Raw genomic sequence first — 17271 nt, 5'->3', positions numbered from 1 at the left:
GGTCCCCGGCCCACGGTGCGGAGCTTGCCCCCCGACCTCCGCCAGGCCAGTCCAGACCCCAGCAAGAGGGAGCGGCAGGTGCCCCGAGGCGATGGCCGGCTGAGCCACGACCTTGATCCCCAGCGACCCGGCCCCCAGGACGCGTGCGGCGTCTTCGGTGTCTGGGCGCCGGGGGAAGAGGTTGCGAACCTGACCTACTTCGGGCTCTACGCCCTCCAGCACCGCGGCCAGGAGGCCGCGGGCATCGCGGTGAGCGACGGGTCGGGCGTGGTGGTCTACAAGGATCTCGGCCTGGTCGCCCAGGTCTTCGACGAGCCGACCCTGGCGAGCCTGCGCGGGCACGTGGCGATCGGGCACGCGCGCTACTCGACCACCGGCGGGTCGACCTGGGAGAACGCCCAGCCGACGATCCGGGCCACCACCTCCGGCACCACGATCGCGCTGGCTCACAACGGCAACCTGGTCAACACGGCCGAGCTGCAGCGTGAGGTGGCCGATCGCGGCCTCGACTCCGACGGCTCGACCAACGACACGTCGCTGGTCACCATGCTGCTGGCCAGCCGCCCCGACCTCTCCGTCGAGGCGGCCGCCCTGGAGGTGCTGCCCCAGCTGCGCGGCGCGTTCAGCTTCGTCTTCATGGACGAGTCGACCCTCTACGCGGCGCGTGATCCGCACGGGGTCCGCCCGCTGGTGCTCGGCCGGCTGGAGCGCGGCTGGGTGGTGGCGAGCGAGACCGCGGCGCTGGACATCGTCGGCGCGAGCGTGGTCCGCGAGGTGGAGCCCGGCGAGCTGATCGCCATCGACGAGGACGGGCTGCGGTCCAGCCGGTTCGCCGCGCCGGAGCCCAAGGGCTGCCTCTTCGAGTACGTGTACATCGCCCGCCCGGACGCCACCATCGCCGGGCGGAACGTGCAGTCCGCCCGGGTGCAGATCGGCCGCCAGCTCGCCAAGGAGCACCCGGTCGAAGCCGACCTGGTCATCCCGGTGCCGGAGTCGGGCACCCCGGCGGCGATCGGCTACGCCGAGGAGTCCGGCATCACCTACGGCCAGGGCCTGATGAAGAACCCGTACGTCGGGCGCACCTTCATCCAGCCGTCGCAGACCCTGCGCCAGCTCGGCATCCGGCTCAAGCTCAACCCGCTGCGGGAGAACGTGCGCGGCAAGCGCCTCGTGGTGGTGGACGACTCGATCGTCCGGGGCAACACCCAGCGGGCCATCGTGCGGATGCTGCGCGAGGCGGGGGCGCTGGAGGTCCATGTCCGGATCTCGTCCCCGCCGGTCAACTGGCCCTGCTTCTACGGGATCGACTTCGCCACGCGGGCCGAGCTGCTGGCCAACGGGCTGGACAACGAGGGCATCCGGCGGTCGATCGGGGCCGACACGCTGGGCTACGTCTCGCTTTCCGGTCTCATCGCCGCGACCGAGCAGCCGAAGACGCGGCTCTGCCGGGCGTGCTTCGACGGGGAATACCCGATCGAGCTGCCGGCCGGGAACCTGATCGGCAAACACGTGCTCGAAGGAGTGGGCCGCCGGGTCGCCGCCGAGGCGTCCGAGCCCACCGCCCCACTCGACGACAACTTCAGCTCGGCGCGTCTGACGCCGTCGGCCGCCACTCCGGGCGGCGCAGCCACCCACCGCCCGTAGCACCACCGACGCGGGGCGGCCCTCCGGCCGGCCCGCGGGAACCACAAAGGGGAGAACCGTGACCCACGTGTCCGAGCGCAGCGGCGCAGGATCCAGCCCGACGGGCGCCGGCGGCGACCGCCAGCCCTGGTCGGCGGGGACCGGCCGTACGCAGCGCAAACGCTCGGTCTCGTACGCCGACGCCGGGGTGTCGATCGACGCGGGCGACCGCGCTGTCGAGCTGCTGAAGTCCAAGGTCCGGCAGACCCGCCGCCCGGAGGTCATGGGCGACCTGGGCGGTTTCGCCGGCCTGTTCCGGCTGGACACGAAGAAGTACAAGAACCCGATCCTGGCCTCCTCCACCGACGGCGTGGGCACCAAGCTGGTGATCGCCCAGCAGCTCGACATCCACGACACGGTCGGCATCGACCTGGTCGCCATGGTCGTCGACGACCTGGTGGCGTGCGGCGCCGAGCCGCTCTTCCTGCTCGACTACATCGCCACCGGCGAGGTCGTGCCGGACAAGGTCGCCGAGATCGGCGCGGGCATCGCCGACGGCTGCCGCTACGCCGGCTGCGCCCTGCTGGGCGGCGAGACCGCCGAGCACCCGGGCGTGCTGCGCCCCGACGAGTACGACATCTCCGCCACCGGCGTCGGCGTGGTCGAGGAGAGCGACATCCTCAGCTCGGAGCGGGTCGAGGTGGGCGACGTCGTGATCGCGATGCGCTCCTCCGGCCTGCACTCCAACGGCTACTCGCTGGTCCGGCACGTGCTGCTGGGCGCCGCGCGGATGCGGCTCGACGTGGTGATCGAGGACTTCGGCCGGCAGCGCACCCTCGGCGAGGAGCTGCTGACCCCCACCAAGATCTACGCGCAGGACTGCCTCAAGCTGATCGCCGAGGCCGAGGTGCGGTCGCTGGCCCACGTCACCGGCGGCGGCATCCCGGGCAACCTGGTCCGGATCCTGCCCGAGCACGTCGACGCGGTGGTCAACCGCTCCACCTGGAAGCCGCAGCCGATCTTCGACCTGATCCAGTCCAAGGGCCGGATCGAGGACCCGGAGATGGAGTCGACGTTCAACATGGGCGTCGGCATGTTCGCCATCGTCTCCGCCGAGGACGCCGACCGCGCGCTGGCCACCCTGACCGGCCGTGGCGTCGACGCCTGGCAGGCCGGCGAAATCATCGAGGGCTCGGGCAACGTGCAGATGATCGGGCAGCACACCCGCGGGTGATCACTCTCCGGTGATCATCCAGGCACCTGATCGGGGGTTCACCCGAGTAGCCACCGCCGCCTAGCCTGAAGGGCAGTTCAGGCTAACGGGGGAGGGGTGATGGCTGCGCGTACGCACACCGGAATGCGGGGCATCGCCGCCGTCCCCTCGTACGTGGTGATGCAGCCGACCACGCTCTGCAATCTCGACTGCGTCTACTGCTACCTGCCGATGCGGGCGGTGGACCGGCGGATGCCCGTGCCGGTCGCCGAGGCGGTGGCGGCGGCGGTGAACCCCTGGGCGGCCGCCGGGCGCTTCTCGGTGGTCTGGCACGGCGGGGAGCCGCTCGCGGCCGGCCGGGAACATCTGGCGGCCCTGCTGGCCCCGTTCGGGCCGGAGGTGGAGCACCACGTCCAGACGAACGCCACGCTGATCGACGACGCCTGGTGCGCGTTCTTCGCCGAGCACGGGATCCGGGTCAGCGTGAGCGTGGACGGCCCCCGGGACCGCAACGGCGAGCGGGTCACCCGGGGCGGGCGTCCGGCGTACGACCGGATCCTGGCCGGTGTGGCGGCGCTGCGCCGGCACGGGCTGCCGTTCTCCGCGCTCGCGGTGGTCTCCCGGCCGGAGCCGGGGCTGGCCACGGAGCTCTACGACTACTTCCTCGACCTCGGCTGTGACGTGCTGGGGATCAACATCGAGGAGACCGAGGGCGTGAACACCCGCACGAACGCCCGGGACGCGGCCGCCGTGACCGGGTTCTGGGCGGAGCTGGTGGGCGCCTGGCGCCGGGATCCCCGGATCCACCTGCGCGAGGTCGAGTGGTCGCTGCGCTACGCCGGCGCCGTCCTGGCCGGCACGGCGGACGACCTGCTGCCCCGCCGGCTCGACCCGATCCCCACGGTCGCCCAGGACGGCTCGGTGGTGGTGCTCTCCCCGGAGCTGGCCGGCTTCACCGACCCGCGCTACGGCGACTTCAGCAGCGGCAACGTGCTGAGCACCCCGCTGGCCGAGATCCTGGCCGGTGCCGGGCGGACACCCTGGGTGGGCGAGTTCCTCACCGGCGTGGAGGCGTGCCGGTCGTCCTGCCCCTACTTCGGCTTCTGCGGCGGTGGCCACGCGGCCAACCGCTACTTCGAGCTGGGGCGTTTTGACGGTACGGAGACCGAGCACTGCCGCAACAGCAAGATCCGCCTACTGGAGGGAGTGTTGGAGCATGCCCGAGACCACGAGTCACCGGCAGCCTGAGCGCGTCGGAGGAGCCGAGCCCGATCCGGTCGCGGACCGGGTGCGGGAAGCCGCCGGCGGACTGACCGCACTGCTCCACGAGGCCGAGGCCGCGCGCCTGCTGCGGGCGGAGGTGTCGGGCGGCGACGGTGCCAGCGCGGTGTGCGCCTGGAACCACTTCGAGAACATCCCGACGTTCTACAACTGGAACAACCGGCCCCGCTGAGGGCACGCGTCCGCGATCAGGGGCCCGCCGGTCGGCCGGATCAGCTCCGGGACGACGGCGTGGCCCCTGATCGTCGGTGCGCCGCTTCGGAAGGGCACATGCGTGAGCACGCGGGGAGTCACCGCGTGCTCAGATGCGACCGGAGGTCAGCGGGTCGGACGGACCCAGGTGTCCGGGTCGTCGTCCGCGTGATCCTCATCATCGTCGTCGACATACTCTTTGTAGTCGTCGTCGAAGTGCTGCTCAGACTTCCCACCAGCACCCGCCAACTCGCGCTGCAAGGCGGTGAGGTCGGTGTTCGGGGAGTGGTACTTCAACTCCCGCGCCACCTTCGTCTGCTTGGCCTTAGCACGGCCGCGCCCCATGGCTCGACCCCCTCGCACAGAATGCGGGGCAGCCCGAAGGCGGGCCCCGATGACGTCAGGCATCTCTCGTGGCTCTTACGGTACATGGGGATGCCACCGTTCGGCACCTCGGGTTACCGTCAACCGGCCCTGCGCGTCGCAGTGAGCCGGCCGTCACAAAGTGTACCCGGTAAGGAGCGGACACCGGGACCGGCCGTGACAGCGGTCAAATCGGCACGAAGCACCCCAACGTCCAGCTTAACGCTGGTACCCGCAGCGCGGGCGGACCGGGGGCGGGGCCGGTGGCCCGCCCCCGGGTGACGTTCAGCGCAGGTGGATGGTGCGCAGCCGGCCGACCTCGGCCATCCGGCGCTCGGCGAGCCGGTCCGCGGCCACCGCCGGGGGGACGCCCTCGTCGTCGGCGAGTCGCAGGATCTCGCGGGTGGTGTCGAAGATCCGGGTGGCCCGCAGCTTGGCGCGCTCGAAGTTGAAGCCCTCGATCTCGTCGGCGACCTGGATCACGCCGCCGGCGTTCACGACGTAGTCCGGGGCGTAGAGGATGCCCCGGTCGGCGAGGACCTTCTCGATGCCCGCGTGGGCGAGCTGGTTGTTGGCCGCCCCGGCGACCACCTTCGCGCGCAGCACCGGCACGGTGTCGTCGTTCAGGGCGCCGCCCAGGGCGCACGGGGCGTACACGTCGATGTCGGAGGCGACCAGCGCCGCGGTGTCGTCGACCAGCGTGACCTGCGGGTGGGTGGTGCGCACCCACTCCAGGGCCTTCGGGTTGACGTCGGTCGCCACGACCTCAGCCCCGTCCTCCAGCAGGTGGCCGGTGAGGTACTTGCCGACCTTGCCCAGGCCGGCCACGCCGACCCGCTTGCCGGCCAGCGTCGGGCTGCCCCAGACGTGCTCGGCGGCGGCCCGCATGCCCTGGAAGACGCCCCAGGCGGTCAGGACCGAGGAGTCGCCGGCGCCGCCGTGCTCCACGCTGCGCCCGGTGACGTAGCTCGTCTCCCGCGCGATCACGTCCATGTCGGCGACGTAGGTGCCGACGTCGCAGGCGGTGTAGTAGCGGCCGGCCAGGGACTCCACGAAGCGGCCGTAGGCCCGCAGCAGCGCCTCGCTCTTGATCTGGTCCGGGTCACCCCAGATGACCGCCTTGCCGCCGCCCAGGTCGAGGCCGGCCAGGGCGTTCTTGTACGCCATGCCCCGGGAGAGGTCGAGCACGTCGGCGAGGGCATCGGACTCGCTGGCGTACGGGTAGAACCGGGTGCCGCCGAGCGCGGGGCCCAGCGCGGTGGAGTAGATCCCGATGATCGCCTTCAGCCCGGACTGCTTGTCCTGGCAGAACACGACCTGTTCGTGACCGGTCGATCCCGGGTCGTCGGTGCTGGCGAATACGCCCATGGCTGACTCCTGTGTCGGTGTGCGCCCTTGTGGGGCGCGGACCCTGTTGGCACGCCGGCGGGATGGTGCCGGTGCTGCTGAGCCTAATATCGGCCGCAGCCGTACTGTCGCGCACGTCACGACGCCTCGTGACGGCGGCGGCGGAGAAGTCCCGTCTCGTGGGAGGATCGCGCCGTGCCGTCGCTCTTCGCTTCATACCTGCGCGTGTACGAGCCGCTGACCGCCTTCGATCGTGACCGCCAGTCGTACTGGCGCCGCTACGTCAACGAGGGCCGGGCGGTCGCCCCGCTGGAGGGGCCGGTCCGGCAGCGGACGGCGGTGATCGAGGCGCTGGGCGCGGGCTGGACCCGGCTGCCCGACCTGCCCGACGAGGCGTACGTCCTGGAGGCCGACGACACGCTGCTGGTCTGTCCGTGGAACCTGCGGATCCGGGTCGCCGAGGCGGCGCTGAGCGCCCGGGACGGCGTGCCCTCGGTGCTGGCCGACGCGTTCGTCCCGCCGGTCCTGGCCGGCCAGGCGAAGGCGGTGGTGGAGGACTGGCGCAGCGGGGCGCGGGTGCTGGAGCACGGGGTGCCCCGGGTGCACGAGCAGATCGCCACCTGGGGGGTGCCGCTGCGCTGGTTCGTGCTCTTCGACTCGCAGGAGCGGCACCTGGTCACCGAGCCCGAGCGGCGGGCGCTGCGCTACCGGACGGAGATCTCCAAGGCGCGCCGCCGGTCGTCGCGGGCGCTGTCGGTGCTGCGCAAGTCGGTCGGCGAGGCCCCGATCACCGAGGCGGTCGAGGAGGCCGCCCGCTGGCTGGAGGAGTTCCACCCGCGCTCGGTGGTGGAGCTCGACTACGGCGGCCTCGTGCAGCTGCTCCCCGACGAGACCCTCGCCGCCGACGACTCGACCGAGCTGGTCGCGGCCGGACTGGCCGGGCTCTCCCGGGGCGAGGCCGAGGACGCCTCCGCCGCGTACGACAAGCTGGTTGCCAGGTGGCGCGCGGTGCAGCTGCTGGAGCGCTGCAACTAGGCCCGGCGCGGGGGCCGGGTTTGCCCGGGTTGAGGCCTCTCGATGCGAGAGTGTCTCGTAGTTGACGCATCACGAACCGTGATCATGAGTCCTATTAAGGTAGTTTCTGCGGCATAAAAGTCGTAAAAATCGGGCATGGTTCATCCGTCCGTCTAGGGACCTTCAGCCGTTCGGCCCATGTCGGACATCGGGGACTAGCCGGACCATGGGAGGCGCGTCGGCCGGCGGGACCCCGGCCGATGTCTATACATGTGGAGGAGTGACCCGATGGCATCGCGAACGCACGAACCAGAGCCGCTACTCACACCGGCCGAGGTGGCGTCGATGTTCCGTGTCGACCCGAAGACGGTGACCCGGTGGGCCAAGGCTGGCAAGCTCAGCGCCATCCGGACCCTGGGCGGCCACCGCCGTTACCGCGAGTCCGAGGTTCGGGCCCTGCTGCAGGGGCAGATTCCCCAGCAGCGCCAGGGGGACTGACGACCCGGACGTTTCTCAGGCGTTCCGATCAGGGGCGGTGGGACGTCGCGACAGCGACGATCCGCCGCCCTCAGTCGTTTCCGGGCGCGGCTCAGTCGAGCACGATGCGCAGGCCGACCGTGCCGCCCTCGCCCCGGCGCAGCCGGCTCCCCAGCAGGCTCAAACGGCCGATGAGCCGGTACTTCTGCTTGAGCAGCCCCCGGATCCGCCGGGTCGACTCCGGGCCGCTGACCGTCGCGTGCCCCGGCACCGCCTCGCCGTGCGGCCGGCCGCGCACGTCGCACGGGGCGACCGTGACCCGGCCGTCGCGCCGGATCCGCTTCACCTTGCCGGAGTCCGACACGGTCCACACCGCCAGCGCCTCGCCGTCGCGCACCGCCCACACCGGAGTCGGCACCGCCCGCCCGTCCTTGCGGAACGTCGTGAGCAGCACGTACTTCTCCGCCGCCAGGCGGTCCAGGTCTGTCACGCCGCTCAGGATACGGCCGCGACAGCCGGGTGGAGCCCGGATAGCGTGATCGCCATGACCGGGGAACCCGCGATCGGCGACGTGTTCGGCGAGATGATCCGCGACGCGTACGCGGTCAGCACCGGGATCGGGCCGCGGCCGCTGGTCGGCGGGCGGCTGCCCCGGCCGGTCATCGAGATCATCGAGCGCGACGACGGGCTGGTCAACGGCGCGCCCACCGAGCACTACCTGGACCCGCCGGAGCGGTGGCAGCCGTACGACCACCGGGCCGTCGACCGGGTGCACGGGCAGGTGCTGGACATCGGCGTCGGGGGCGGCCGCATCGCGCTGCACCTCCAGGAGCGCGGCGTGCCGGTCACCGGGCTGGACACCTCGCTCGGAGCGCTGCGGGTCAGCCGGCACCGGGGCGTACGCGACCTGGTGCTCGGCACCGTGGACGAGCACGTCGCCGACGGCCGGCGCTACGACACCTTCCTGCTGCTCGGCAACAACCTGGGGCTGTTCGAGGGGCGGGACCGCGCCCCGGCGCTGCTGGCCGCGCTCGCCGCGCTGGCCCGGCCCGGCGCCCAGGTCATCGCGCACGGCACCGACCCGTACGGCACCACCGATCCGGTGCACACCGGCTACCACGACCTGAACCGGCGGAGGGGGCGGCTGGGCGGGCAGCTCCGGCTGCGGCTGCGCTACCGGCTGCTCGGCACCGAGTGGTTCGACTATCTGGTGTGCTCGGTCGAGGAGTTCGCCGAGCTGGTCCAGGGCTCGCCGTGGCGCCTGGCCGACGTGGACGACCGGGACCACCCGTACTACCTGGCCACGCTGAGGCTGGCCTGACGCCGGCGGGCACCGGGGGCGCCCGCCGGCGTACGCGTCAGACCTGAACGGTGGGGGTGGTCTGCTCCGGGGGCAGGCCGCCGTCGCCGTCGACCACCTCGTCCGGCGTGCCGTCCTCGTCGATGTCGACCATGGTGATGTCCACCTTGCCGTCGCCGTCGGTGTCGAACTGGAACAGGTCGGCCTTCCCGTCGCCGTCGGTGTCCACCACCCAGACGTCGGTCTTCCCGTCGTTGTTGGTGTCCGCGCGGAGCAGGTCCACCCGCTCGTCGCCGCGGGTCTCCACGGTCTCGGTGCTCTCCGCGCTCTCCGGTGCCTGGCTCATCTCGATCCTTCCCTCGGCGTTGACGGCCGTCTGTACCCGATCCGACGCGCCCCCACGCATGCCCGCGGGCCGGCCCTGCATAGGGTCGCATCCAGGAACGAGCGAGCGGACCCACCGGCGCGGCGGAGACCCCGCCCGTCGTGGGGGCCGCGGCGGAGGGACATCGATGAGTGGTCGTTTTGTGGTCGTCGGGGCCGGCACCATGGGCCTCGGCATCGCGTACGTGGCGGCCGGCGCCGGGTACGCGCTCGAGCTGGTCGAGGTGGACCCGGCACGCGGCGCCGACGCGGTGCGGCGGCTCGGCGAGCTGTGGGAGCGCGGCGTGCAGCGCGGCAAGCTGACCGCCGAGGCGGCGACGGCGAACCGCGAGCGCGTCACCCTGCGGGCCGGCCTCGCCGAGGTGGCCGAGGGCCCCGACGTGATCGTGGAGGCGGTCCCCGAGCGACTCGACCTCAAGCGGGCCGTGCTCGCCGACGCCGAGGGCCGCCGGCCCGCCCTGCTGGGCAGCAACACGTCCAGCATCCCGATCGCCGAGCTGGCCGAGGGGCTGGAGCGGCCGGCCGGGTTCATCGGGCTGCACTTCTTCAACCCGGTCTGGGCCATGGCGCTGCTCGAGGTCGTGGTCGGCCCGGCCACCGCGCCGGAGACCACCGAGGCGGCCGTCGCGCTCGCCGGCCGGCTGGGCAAGGACCCCGTCGTGGTACGCGACCTGCCCGGCTTCGCCACCTCGCGGCTCGGCGTGACCCTCGGCCTGGAGGCGATCCGGATGGTCGCCGACGGGGTGGCCAGCCCCGCCGACATCGACAAGGCGATGGTGCTCGGCTACCGGCACCCGATCGGCCCGCTGGAGCTGACCGACCTGGTCGGGCTGGACGTCCGGCTCGACATCGCCCGCACGCTCCAGGCCGCGTACGGGGACCGGTTCGCGCCGCCGCCGCTGCTGGAGGAGATGGTGGCCGCCGGCCGGCTGGGCAAGAAGTCGGGCCAGGGCTTCTACACCTGGGAAGGCGGGGTGAAGCAGTGAGCGCGAGGAGTGAGCCTGCGAGCCCCGCAGTCGCGAACGAGAGGCGGGCACAGTGAGCGGGCTGCGGATCGAGGAGCTGCCGGACCGGCTCGTGGTCACGCTGGACCGGCCGGAGAAGCGCAACGCGATCGACGCGGACCTGATCGCCGAGCTGCACGCCGTCTGCGCCGAGCTGGAGGCACGGCCCCGGCTGCTGCTGCTCACCGGCGGCACGGACGGCATCTTCGCGGGCGGCGCGGACATCGCCCAGCTCCGCGAGCGCGGCCGGCTGGACGCGCTGGCCGCCATCAACCAGGCCGCCTTCGCCCGGATCCGGGCGCTGCCGATGCCCACCGTGGCCGCTGTGGACGGCCCGGCGCTGGGCGGCGGCGCCGAACTGGCGTACGCCTGCGATCTGCGGGTGTGCACGGCGCGTGCCGTGTTCGGCCAGCCCGAGGTGCGGCTCGGCATCCTGGCCGGCGCCGGCGCGACCTACCGGCTGCCCGCGCTGGTCGGGGAGGCCCGGGCCAAGGAGCTGCTCTTCACCGGCCGGCGGGTGGACGCCGACGAGGCGCTGCGGATCGGGCTGGTCAACCGGGTGGTGCCCGAGCCGGCGGAGCTGCTGCCCACCGCGCACGGCCTGCTCGACGAGATGGCCAGGGGCTCGGCGCTGGCGCTGCGGCTGACCAAGCTGGCGGTGGACGCCCCGGCGGCCGCCCACCCGCAGCTCGACCTGCTCAGCCAGGCGGTGCTCTTCGAGGACGAGGAGAAGCACCGGCGGATGACCGAGTTCCTGGAGCGGCGCCGCTCCCGCTGACCGCGGACACGACGAGGGCCGCACCGGTTCGCCCGGTGCGGCCCTCGTCGTCGTCTCACTGCCGGATCTGCACCCCGGCGTCGGCCAGCGCGGTGATCACCCGCGCGGACTCACCGAAGCCGATCACCAGCACGGCGTCCGCTCCGTAGTCCTTGATCTCCTTGGCGCCCCCGGAGAAGTCCACCGGCGGCGCCGACGCGCCCTCCGGGGGAACGTACGACAGCAGCTTCACCTTGTCGGCGCCCATGCCGGCCCGCTCCAGCTCGGAGCGGACGTTCTCCTGGAGGCCCTCGCCGTAGGAGTCCTTACGCGCGACGATCGCGATCTTGTGCGGTCCGTCGCGCATTATCACGTCGGCCAGCGCCCGGCCCTGGAGGCCGTCCGGCGGTGCGGTGCGGAAGTAGAGGCCCTTGTCGTCCACCGTGGTCAGCCCGGCGTCGGTGTTCGACGGGGAGAAGAGGATTCGGCCGGCGGCCACCACGTCGGGCAGCACGGCCCGGGAGATGCCCGAAGCGCCGGCGCCGATGATGACGTGCACGCCCTGCTGGACGTGCGAGGTCACGGTCGCCTTCGCCACCTTCGGGTCGGTGCCGTCGTCGCCGTCGATCCAGACCACCGGCTCGCCGAGCGCGCCGCCCGCCGCGTTGATCTCGCGGATCGCCAGCGCCGCGCCGGCCGCCATCGGCGGGTACGCCAGGGCCAGGTCACCGGTCTTCGGCAGCAGGCCGCCGAGCACCAGCGGGGAGCCGTCCTCCTTGTAGGACTTGCCCGGACGCGACTTCTTGCCCCGCGGCGGCGTCTTGGTGCTCGCCCCCGACTCGTCACCGGCGCCGACGAACTCGGTCTTGCCGTCGTCGAGCTGCCGGTTACCGAAGTGCAGCGTCGCGTAGCTGGCGGCGGCCGGCTCGCCGGCGTCGGTGAACCCGGCCCGGGTCAGCGACACCCCGCGGTACTCGATGTCCTGGCCCGCGCGGGCCAGTTGGAGGCAGATCGCGACCTCGTCGCAGCGCTGGCCGCTGGTGGTCACGCCGACGATCTGCTTGGCGATCTCGCCCGGCTCGGTCGTGCCGGCGAGCTGGGCGGCCAGCACGCTTATCACGATCGCGTCGTAGGTTTCCGCCGAGTAGAGGTAGTCCTTGAGCTTCGGGTCTACGGTGCGTAGCCGATCCTTGAAGCTCTCGGGCAGCGGCGTGAGCGGGGTGGTGCCCTTCATGCCGTTGAGAAGGTCCGCGCGGTCCTTCAGTTCATCGACGTACGAGTTCTGCATGTTGCCGTCGGTGCCGTAGAGGCGCACCTGGGTGGCGGTGGCCTCTTCGGGCTTGTCGCTCCCGCAGGCGCTGGTGGCGAGCAGGAGCGCCGCGCAGGCCGTGGACAGGGCCGCACGCGACGCGCGAGATCTGAGCATTGTCGTCCTTCCTCCGGCGAGGGTCCGCTGCGCACACTAGCGTGCCGGCGCGGAGAGCGGGACCGTGGAGGTCCGTCCGTCGGCACCCCGACTGCCGGTATCACTGTGAGTGACGGCTGGACCGTTCCGGGGTCACGGCTTGACCCTCCGAACTACTGTTCCGCTGGTGAGCGACGAAGCACAGCAGACGCTGGACGATGCGACCGCCGTGCTCCGCTCGGCGCTGGCCGGGGACGGCGACGGCGTGGTGGGCACCTTCGACGCCGTCGTGGACCGCTCCGGGCTGGCCGGGGCCTACGGGGTCGCCTGGTGCCTGGCCGCCACGATGCTGGGCGACGAGGCCCCCGCGGGCGGCGCCGCGCTCGACTTCCCCGGGATCGACCAGGCCGACTACGACACGCGGTGGGTGGCCCGCTTCGTCAGCGCGTACGCCAACGACGACGCCGACACCGGCGAGGCGCTGTTCGGAGCCGCGGCGGCCGACGGGCTGCTGCCCGACTGCCTGCTCACCCTCGCCGGGTCGACGGTCGCGACGCTGCGCAGCCGGGCGGGCTGACCGGCCCTCGCGGCCCCGGTCTGTGATAGCTCTGGTGCATGTCCGAGGCGATGCTGAGCAAGGTCCGCAAGCTGCTCGCCCAGGCCGAGGACCCGGCCTGCACGCCCGCCGAGTCGGCCGCCTTCATGGCCAAGGCCACCGAGCTGATCGCCCGCTACGGCGTCGACCGGGCGCTGCTCGCCGCCCGCGAGCCGGCAACCGACCCGGTCGGCGACCGGGTGGTCGAGGTGGTCGCCCCGTACGCCCGGGACAAGTCCGGCCTGCTCGCGGCGGTCGCCGACCCGCTGCGCTGCCGCTGCGTACGCCGCCGGCAGGGCAGTGGATTCGACCTGCACCTGTTCGGCTTCGCCAGCGACCTGGAACGGGTCGAGCTGCTCTTCACCTCGCTGCTCGTGCAGGCCGCGCACGGGCTGGCCGGAACCGCCGTACCGGCCGGGGAGCATCCGGCCGCCTTCCGGCGTGCCTGGCTGGCCGGCTTCGCGCACGTGGTCGCCGAGCGGCTGCGGACGGCCGAGGCCGGTGCGGTCGCCGAGTCCGGGGCGCCCTCCGTGGCGCTGGTGCTGGCCGACCGCTCCGACCGGGTCCAGCGCCGGCTCGCCGAGGTGTATCCGCGGCTGCGTACGGCCCCGCGCCGCCGGTTGGCGGGCAGCGGCTTCGGTCCGGGCGCGGCCGCTGGTCGCCGGGCCGACCTCGGCGGCACCGGCGTGGCCGGGACCCGGGCGAGGGGCATCGGCGGCTGACCGTCCGGTGGCGGACGCGGTCAGTCGGTGGTGCGGGCGACCGTGGCCAGGTAGCGGCAGAGGAGTTCGTGCCAGCCGGCGGTGAGCGCCTTGCGGTAGCCCTCGGCGGCCTCGCCGTGCCGGTCGAAGTAGCGGTGCTCGACGTCGACCCGGGTCAGCTCCGGCCCCTCGGGCTGGAAGAGGACCTCGACCTCGCTGGCCCGCGCCGGATCCGGCACCGGCACCCGGTCCGGCCCGAGCTGCCAGGTGAAGACCAGCCGCCGGGGCGGATCCCAGGTCAGCACCCGGCCCCAATCGCCACGGAAGCCGTACGGGCCGATCTCGTAGAGCATGCCGCCGGCCCGCGGTTCGATGCCCAGTTCGGCCAGCGCCTCCGGCCCCGACCACGTATATTCGCGCACCCACCAGTCGGTCAGCGACCCAGTGAAAACGGCGTACGCCCGGTCGGCGGAGGCGGGGGCGAAGAGTGTGCTGCGGAGGGAGAATCGGTCGAATTCCTGGTGGACCTCATCCGGATCGGCCATCCCCTGTCCCATAGGCCCGGACCATACCGGCTGATGCCTCGCTGTGCAGCTTTCATATCGGCCCGCTTCCGGACAGCGGGAGACACGTTTCCCGACAGTGCCGGGCCGGCCTCGCCGCCTCCGTTCAAGGGCGTACCGGACCACCAGGGATGCCGCGCCGGAAAGCGGGTAACCGCGGCTGATTCGGCCCGGCCGGCGGGCCAGCGGGGAGCGGGGACATGAGCGAGCGCGGAGCGACCGAGCGGGAGCCGGACCCGACGGGCGGGCGGCCCGCCCGCCATGGCGGCGAGCAGTCCGAGCCGGACGTCCTGCTCGACATCCCGGAGGTGACGGTCGACCAGATCCGGCTGACCGTCAGAGAGCTCGACGCCGACCTGTCACTGCGCGCCCGGCTGGCCAACCTGCTGCAGCTCGACGCCGGGGTCCGGGTGCACCTGGACGACGTGGAACTGGACGTCACCGGCGTCAGCGCCGAGGTGCTGCTCAAGGTACGCCTGGAGAAACTGGTGCAGATCCTGGACCGCGCGCTCAGCACCATCGATCGGAACCCGCACCTGATCGAAGCGCTGGCCCGGTCCGCCGCGAGCGGCGACGACGAGAACCGGGCGGCCCACCAGCTCGCCAGCGCACCCGTCCTGGACGAGCGCGGGCAGCGCATCGGGACGGTCGGGGCCGTGGCCGACCGCGCCCTCCGGGAGAGCCTCGGCCAGCCCGCACCGCCGTCCCCGGCGACGCCGAGCGGGGCGCGCGCCCCCGAGCCGCCGACCGGCGACCAGGGGCTGGCGAAACCGCCAACGGGCGGCCAGGGCCAGCAGAAGCCGCCGGCCGGCGGTGGCGGCGGGCAGCCCTCCGGTGGTGGGGGCGGCGGCGCGAGGGCCGGCGCGTCCCGGGAGGGCGGACCGCCGAGCGGCCAGGGTGGCCCCTCCCGCGAGGGTGGTCAGGGTGGTGGCCCGTCTCGGGAGGGTGGTCAGGGTGGTGGCCCGTCTCGCGAGGGTTGGCAGCCCGGTCGCGAGGGCGGCCCATCCCGCGAAGGTGGGCAGTCCCGCGAGGGCGGCCAGACCGGCGGCCAGGGCGGCCCGTCAGGCAAGGGTGCCGGCCAACCGTCCACCGGCCCCGCGAAGGCGCCTGGCGCGGGGGCCGGGGAACGGACCGAGCCGGGAAAGCCAGCCGGGAAGCCGGACGAAGCGGAGAAGGGAAAGGGCGGCCCGCCCGGACCGGCCCAGCTCGCCGGCCAGGCCGGGGAGACGCTGTTGCAGGCCGGCCGGAGCGTCTGGGAGGCGATCCAGAGCGGCATGAGCCAGCACCGGCCGAAGCGGTAGCCCCGGAGGCTCAGCGAAGCTGGGCTGGGAGCCGCCACCAGGCCGTACGCCGGAGCAGCAGCAACCCCGCGACCGGCGCGACCGTCACGGCGAGGGCGAGGCCGCTGGTCAGGTCGCGCGGCGCCCAGAGCAGGTTGTCCCCGATCCCGTTGGCGTGCGCGGTGAGCGAGCAGGCCACCAGCAGCCCTACGGCGCCGAGCACCGCCCCGACCTGACGGCCGCGCCCGCCGCGTGTCACCCGGGCGTCCTGCCGCACGGGCTTGGCGGCCACCGTGGCGGGCGCGGGAATCGGCGGCGCCGGCCGGACGGTCGCCGGCGCGACGACGGTGGGTCGGATGCCCACCGCGGCGGACGGCGCGACGGCCGGGCGCTGACCGGTCAGCCGCTCCTGGAGGGCGGTGAGCCCTCGGACGACCCAGACCATCGGCGGTACGACCAGCAGCAGGACCAGGGCCGCATGGGTCGCCCACGCGCCGGCCAGGGTCGGGCCGCCCCAGGCGTCGGCGTACCAGTTGGTGGCGGTCTGCTCGCCGAGCCCGAGCCACGGGCGGAACGGGTACGCCAGCACGTTGATCAGCACCAGGAAGGCGAGCACCGCGGTCAGCGCGGTGGAGGCGGCCGCGACCGGCAGGGCGAGCACCACCCCGCCCAGCGCCCGCAGCCGACCCGGCCGGCGCGCCGCCCCGGCCAGCGCGCCGAGCGCCCGAGGCACGGCGACCACGGACGAGGCGAGCCGTCGCCGGCTCTCGGCCCCGTAGGTGACCCGCCAGGGCACGAAGATGTCCCGCTGCTCTCTCGTCATGCGACAAGTCTTCGCCCGACCCCACGCCCACACCATCGGGACCAACCCCGGCCCGACCCCGACCCGTACCCCTGACGTTCCAGCGCGGCCAGCGAGCGCAGACGCCCGCGAACAGTCTGACTGGGTGTTGCGCCGGTGGGGGCGGTTTGCATGCTGGCCATCATGGATCATGAATTGGCGCGCTATACGTCCTGTCATGCCACGGCGCGCGCGTCCGACCATGGTCTCCGAACGTCCGACTCTGCCGATGAGTGGGCAAGAGTGACGTGAGATCGGACCACTTCACCGTGGGTTGTCGTTGCGAGACGCGTGAGAAACCGACGGCGGTAGGCCGTAGATGCCGGTCGCGGTCACGGCGTCGTCGTCGATCCTGTTCGGGTCGATGCTCCAGCGACCGGCCATCGCCATCACGTCGAACTCGGACGGCGTCGTGGCGCTCCAGGCTGTCCACTCGTCGTCCGACCAGCTTTCCGTCCCGGCCTCTATACCGCGAGTGCCGATGCCCAATTCAATCTCGTCAGCGGTCGGATCACCGATGAACAGTGGCACCTCACCCTGTTGGCCGATCCAGCAGTAGGCGCGCAACAGCTCACCATCCCGGGCCCGGGCCCAGGCGTGATAGTCCGGGACCCGTTCGGTGGCGAAGAACTGCACCTCGCCCAGGCGCTGGCTCAGCTCCCTCAGCCATTCGGGGAAGGCCGGCTGGGTCGCGTCGAAATCCGCCGGCACATGCAGCCGGCCGTGGGCGAGGGTCCAGCCTGACACCGGCGCGGCCACGTACACGCCGTACCCGTAGGCCCGGTCGGTGCCGGTGGCCCAGTCAAGGACTTCCCGGTCGTGCAGACCAAGCGCATCGGCGACCTCCCCAGGGGCCCGATCTCGGACAGCCAGCCACGACGTCTTAAGACTGAATCCGGCCACGCCGCCATGGTCCCAGGAATCTGTATCG

At 72.9% G+C, this 17271-nt stretch carries 20 protein-coding genes; 12 read left to right on the top strand and 8 right to left on the bottom strand.

Annotation, left to right across the window (positions count from 1 at the left end):
* Positions 1 to 78 precede the first annotated feature (78 nt).
* The 4 genes from purF to amcA all read left to right on the top strand — a co-directional run bounded on the left by purF (position 79) and on the right by amcA (position 4289).
* Positions 79 to 1644 (top strand): amidophosphoribosyltransferase, encoded by a 1566-nt coding sequence (gene purF, locus ABZ452_RS17585; RefSeq protein ID WP_357943789.1) that lies wholly within the window; start codon positions 79 to 81, stop codon positions 1642 to 1644.
* Positions 1645 to 1702: 58 nt separating this feature from the next.
* On the top strand, positions 1703 to 2857 hold the full coding sequence (gene purM, locus ABZ452_RS17580; RefSeq protein ID WP_357943787.1) for a phosphoribosylformylglycinamidine cyclo-ligase: 1155 nt from the start codon (positions 1703 to 1705) through the stop codon (positions 2855 to 2857).
* 123 nt (positions 2858 to 2980) lie between these two features.
* Positions 2981 to 4084 (top strand): cyclophane-forming radical SAM peptide maturase AmcB, encoded by a 1104-nt coding sequence (amcB, locus tag ABZ452_RS17575; RefSeq protein WP_357944563.1) that lies wholly within the window; start codon positions 2981 to 2983, stop codon positions 4082 to 4084.
* Positions 4053 to 4289: a multiple cyclophane-containing RiPP AmcA gene (gene amcA / locus ABZ452_RS17570; protein WP_151461157.1), complete on the top strand. Its 237-nt coding sequence runs from the start codon at positions 4053 to 4055 to the stop codon at positions 4287 to 4289. The genes amcB and amcA overlap by 32 nt, the downstream gene beginning before the upstream one ends.
* A 146-nt stretch (positions 4290 to 4435) precedes the next feature.
* Here amcA and ABZ452_RS17565 read toward each other — a convergent pair whose 3' ends face one another.
* Both ABZ452_RS17565 and ABZ452_RS17560 read right to left on the bottom strand, forming a co-directional pair.
* Positions 4436 to 4654, bottom strand: a complete 219-nt coding sequence (locus tag ABZ452_RS17565; protein ID WP_091315761.1) for a DUF3073 domain-containing protein — start codon at positions 4652 to 4654, stop codon at positions 4436 to 4438.
* Between the two features lie 303 nt (positions 4655 to 4957).
* Positions 4958 to 6040, bottom strand: a complete 1083-nt coding sequence (locus ABZ452_RS17560; RefSeq protein ID WP_357943785.1) for a Glu/Leu/Phe/Val dehydrogenase — start codon at positions 6038 to 6040, stop codon at positions 4958 to 4960.
* A gap of 174 nt (positions 6041 to 6214) precedes the next feature.
* Here ABZ452_RS17560 and ABZ452_RS17555 point away from each other — a divergent pair, with 174 nt between their 5' ends.
* On the top strand, positions 6215 to 7054 hold the full coding sequence (locus ABZ452_RS17555; RefSeq protein ID WP_357943783.1) for a hypothetical protein: 840 nt from the start codon (positions 6215 to 6217) through the stop codon (positions 7052 to 7054).
* Positions 7055 to 7321: 267 nt separating this feature from the next.
* Positions 7322 to 7531 (top strand): BldC family transcriptional regulator, encoded by a 210-nt coding sequence (locus ABZ452_RS17550; RefSeq protein ID WP_007073996.1) that lies wholly within the window; start codon positions 7322 to 7324, stop codon positions 7529 to 7531.
* Positions 7532 to 7622: 91 nt separating this feature from the next.
* Here ABZ452_RS17550 and ABZ452_RS17545 read toward each other — a convergent pair whose 3' ends face one another.
* Complete coding sequence (locus ABZ452_RS17545) at positions 7623 to 8000, bottom strand: PPOX class F420-dependent oxidoreductase (protein ID WP_313723643.1); 378 nt, start codon at positions 7998 to 8000, stop codon at positions 7623 to 7625.
* Between the two features lie 54 nt (positions 8001 to 8054).
* On the opposite strand from ABZ452_RS17545, the gene ABZ452_RS17540 reads away from it, so the two are divergent.
* Positions 8055 to 8831 carry a methyltransferase domain-containing protein gene (locus tag ABZ452_RS17540; RefSeq protein WP_357943781.1) on the top strand — a complete coding sequence of 259 codons (777 nt, stop codon included), beginning with the start codon at positions 8055 to 8057 and terminating at the stop codon, positions 8829 to 8831.
* 37 nt (positions 8832 to 8868) lie between these two features.
* Here the strand turns inward: ABZ452_RS17540 and ABZ452_RS17535 are convergent, their stop codons facing one another.
* Positions 8869 to 9156 carry a hypothetical protein gene (locus ABZ452_RS17535; RefSeq protein ID WP_013283434.1) on the bottom strand — a complete coding sequence of 96 codons (288 nt, stop codon included), beginning with the start codon at positions 9154 to 9156 and terminating at the stop codon, positions 8869 to 8871.
* A gap of 166 nt (positions 9157 to 9322) precedes the next feature.
* On the opposite strand from ABZ452_RS17535, the gene ABZ452_RS17530 reads away from it, so the two are divergent.
* Together ABZ452_RS17530 and ABZ452_RS17525 are read left to right on the top strand one after the other, a co-directional pair.
* Positions 9323 to 10180, top strand: a complete 858-nt coding sequence (locus ABZ452_RS17530) for a 3-hydroxyacyl-CoA dehydrogenase family protein (RefSeq protein ID WP_357943779.1) — start codon at positions 9323 to 9325, stop codon at positions 10178 to 10180.
* Between the two features lie 52 nt (positions 10181 to 10232).
* The gene (locus tag ABZ452_RS17525) at positions 10233 to 10976 is read left to right on the top strand and encodes an enoyl-CoA hydratase/isomerase family protein (protein ID WP_357943777.1); all 744 of its coding nucleotides are present in this window, start codon (positions 10233 to 10235) and stop codon (positions 10974 to 10976) included.
* 55 nt (positions 10977 to 11031) lie between these two features.
* Here the strand turns inward: ABZ452_RS17525 and ABZ452_RS17520 are convergent, their stop codons facing one another.
* Positions 11032 to 12381, bottom strand: a complete 1350-nt coding sequence (locus ABZ452_RS17520) for an ABC transporter substrate-binding protein (protein ID WP_357943775.1) — start codon at positions 12379 to 12381, stop codon at positions 11032 to 11034.
* A 166-nt stretch (positions 12382 to 12547) separates the two neighbouring features.
* Here ABZ452_RS17520 and ABZ452_RS17515 point away from each other — a divergent pair, with 166 nt between their 5' ends.
* Both ABZ452_RS17515 and ABZ452_RS17510 read left to right on the top strand, forming a co-directional pair.
* Positions 12548 to 12937: a hypothetical protein gene (locus ABZ452_RS17515; RefSeq protein WP_357943773.1), complete on the top strand. Its 390-nt coding sequence runs from the start codon at positions 12548 to 12550 to the stop codon at positions 12935 to 12937.
* 38 nt (positions 12938 to 12975) lie between these two features.
* Entirely contained in the window at positions 12976 to 13677 is a 702-nt protein-coding gene (locus ABZ452_RS17510) for a DUF2786 domain-containing protein (protein ID WP_357943771.1), read from the top strand.
* Positions 13678 to 13697: 20 nt separating this feature from the next.
* On the opposite strand, the gene ABZ452_RS17505 is transcribed toward ABZ452_RS17510, so the two are convergent.
* Positions 13698 to 14213, bottom strand: a complete 516-nt coding sequence (locus ABZ452_RS17505) for an SRPBCC family protein (protein ID WP_357943769.1) — start codon at positions 14211 to 14213, stop codon at positions 13698 to 13700.
* A 206-nt stretch (positions 14214 to 14419) separates the two neighbouring features.
* Between ABZ452_RS17505 and ABZ452_RS17500 the strand changes: the two genes are divergently transcribed.
* Positions 14420 to 15520, top strand: coding sequence for a hypothetical protein (locus ABZ452_RS17500; protein ID WP_357943767.1), 1101 nt, complete (start codon positions 14420 to 14422; stop codon positions 15518 to 15520).
* Between the two features lie 10 nt (positions 15521 to 15530).
* Here ABZ452_RS17500 and ABZ452_RS17495 read toward each other — a convergent pair whose 3' ends face one another.
* Together ABZ452_RS17495 and ABZ452_RS17490 are read right to left on the bottom strand one after the other, a co-directional pair.
* Complete coding sequence (locus ABZ452_RS17495) at positions 15531 to 16322, bottom strand: hypothetical protein (RefSeq protein ID WP_357943765.1); 792 nt, start codon at positions 16320 to 16322, stop codon at positions 15531 to 15533.
* 282 nt (positions 16323 to 16604) lie between these two features.
* Positions 16605 to 17243 carry a hypothetical protein gene (locus ABZ452_RS17490; RefSeq protein WP_357943763.1) on the bottom strand — a complete coding sequence of 213 codons (639 nt, stop codon included), beginning with the start codon at positions 17241 to 17243 and terminating at the stop codon, positions 16605 to 16607.
* Positions 17244 to 17271 lie beyond the last annotated feature (28 nt).

This window comes from Micromonospora sp. NPDC005707, assembly GCF_040631005.1.
Taxonomy (GTDB): domain Bacteria; phylum Actinomycetota; class Actinomycetes; order Mycobacteriales; family Micromonosporaceae; genus Micromonospora.
The sequence above is the reverse complement of the archived record's forward strand: the minus strand, read 5'-3'. Positions and strand labels throughout refer to the sequence as shown.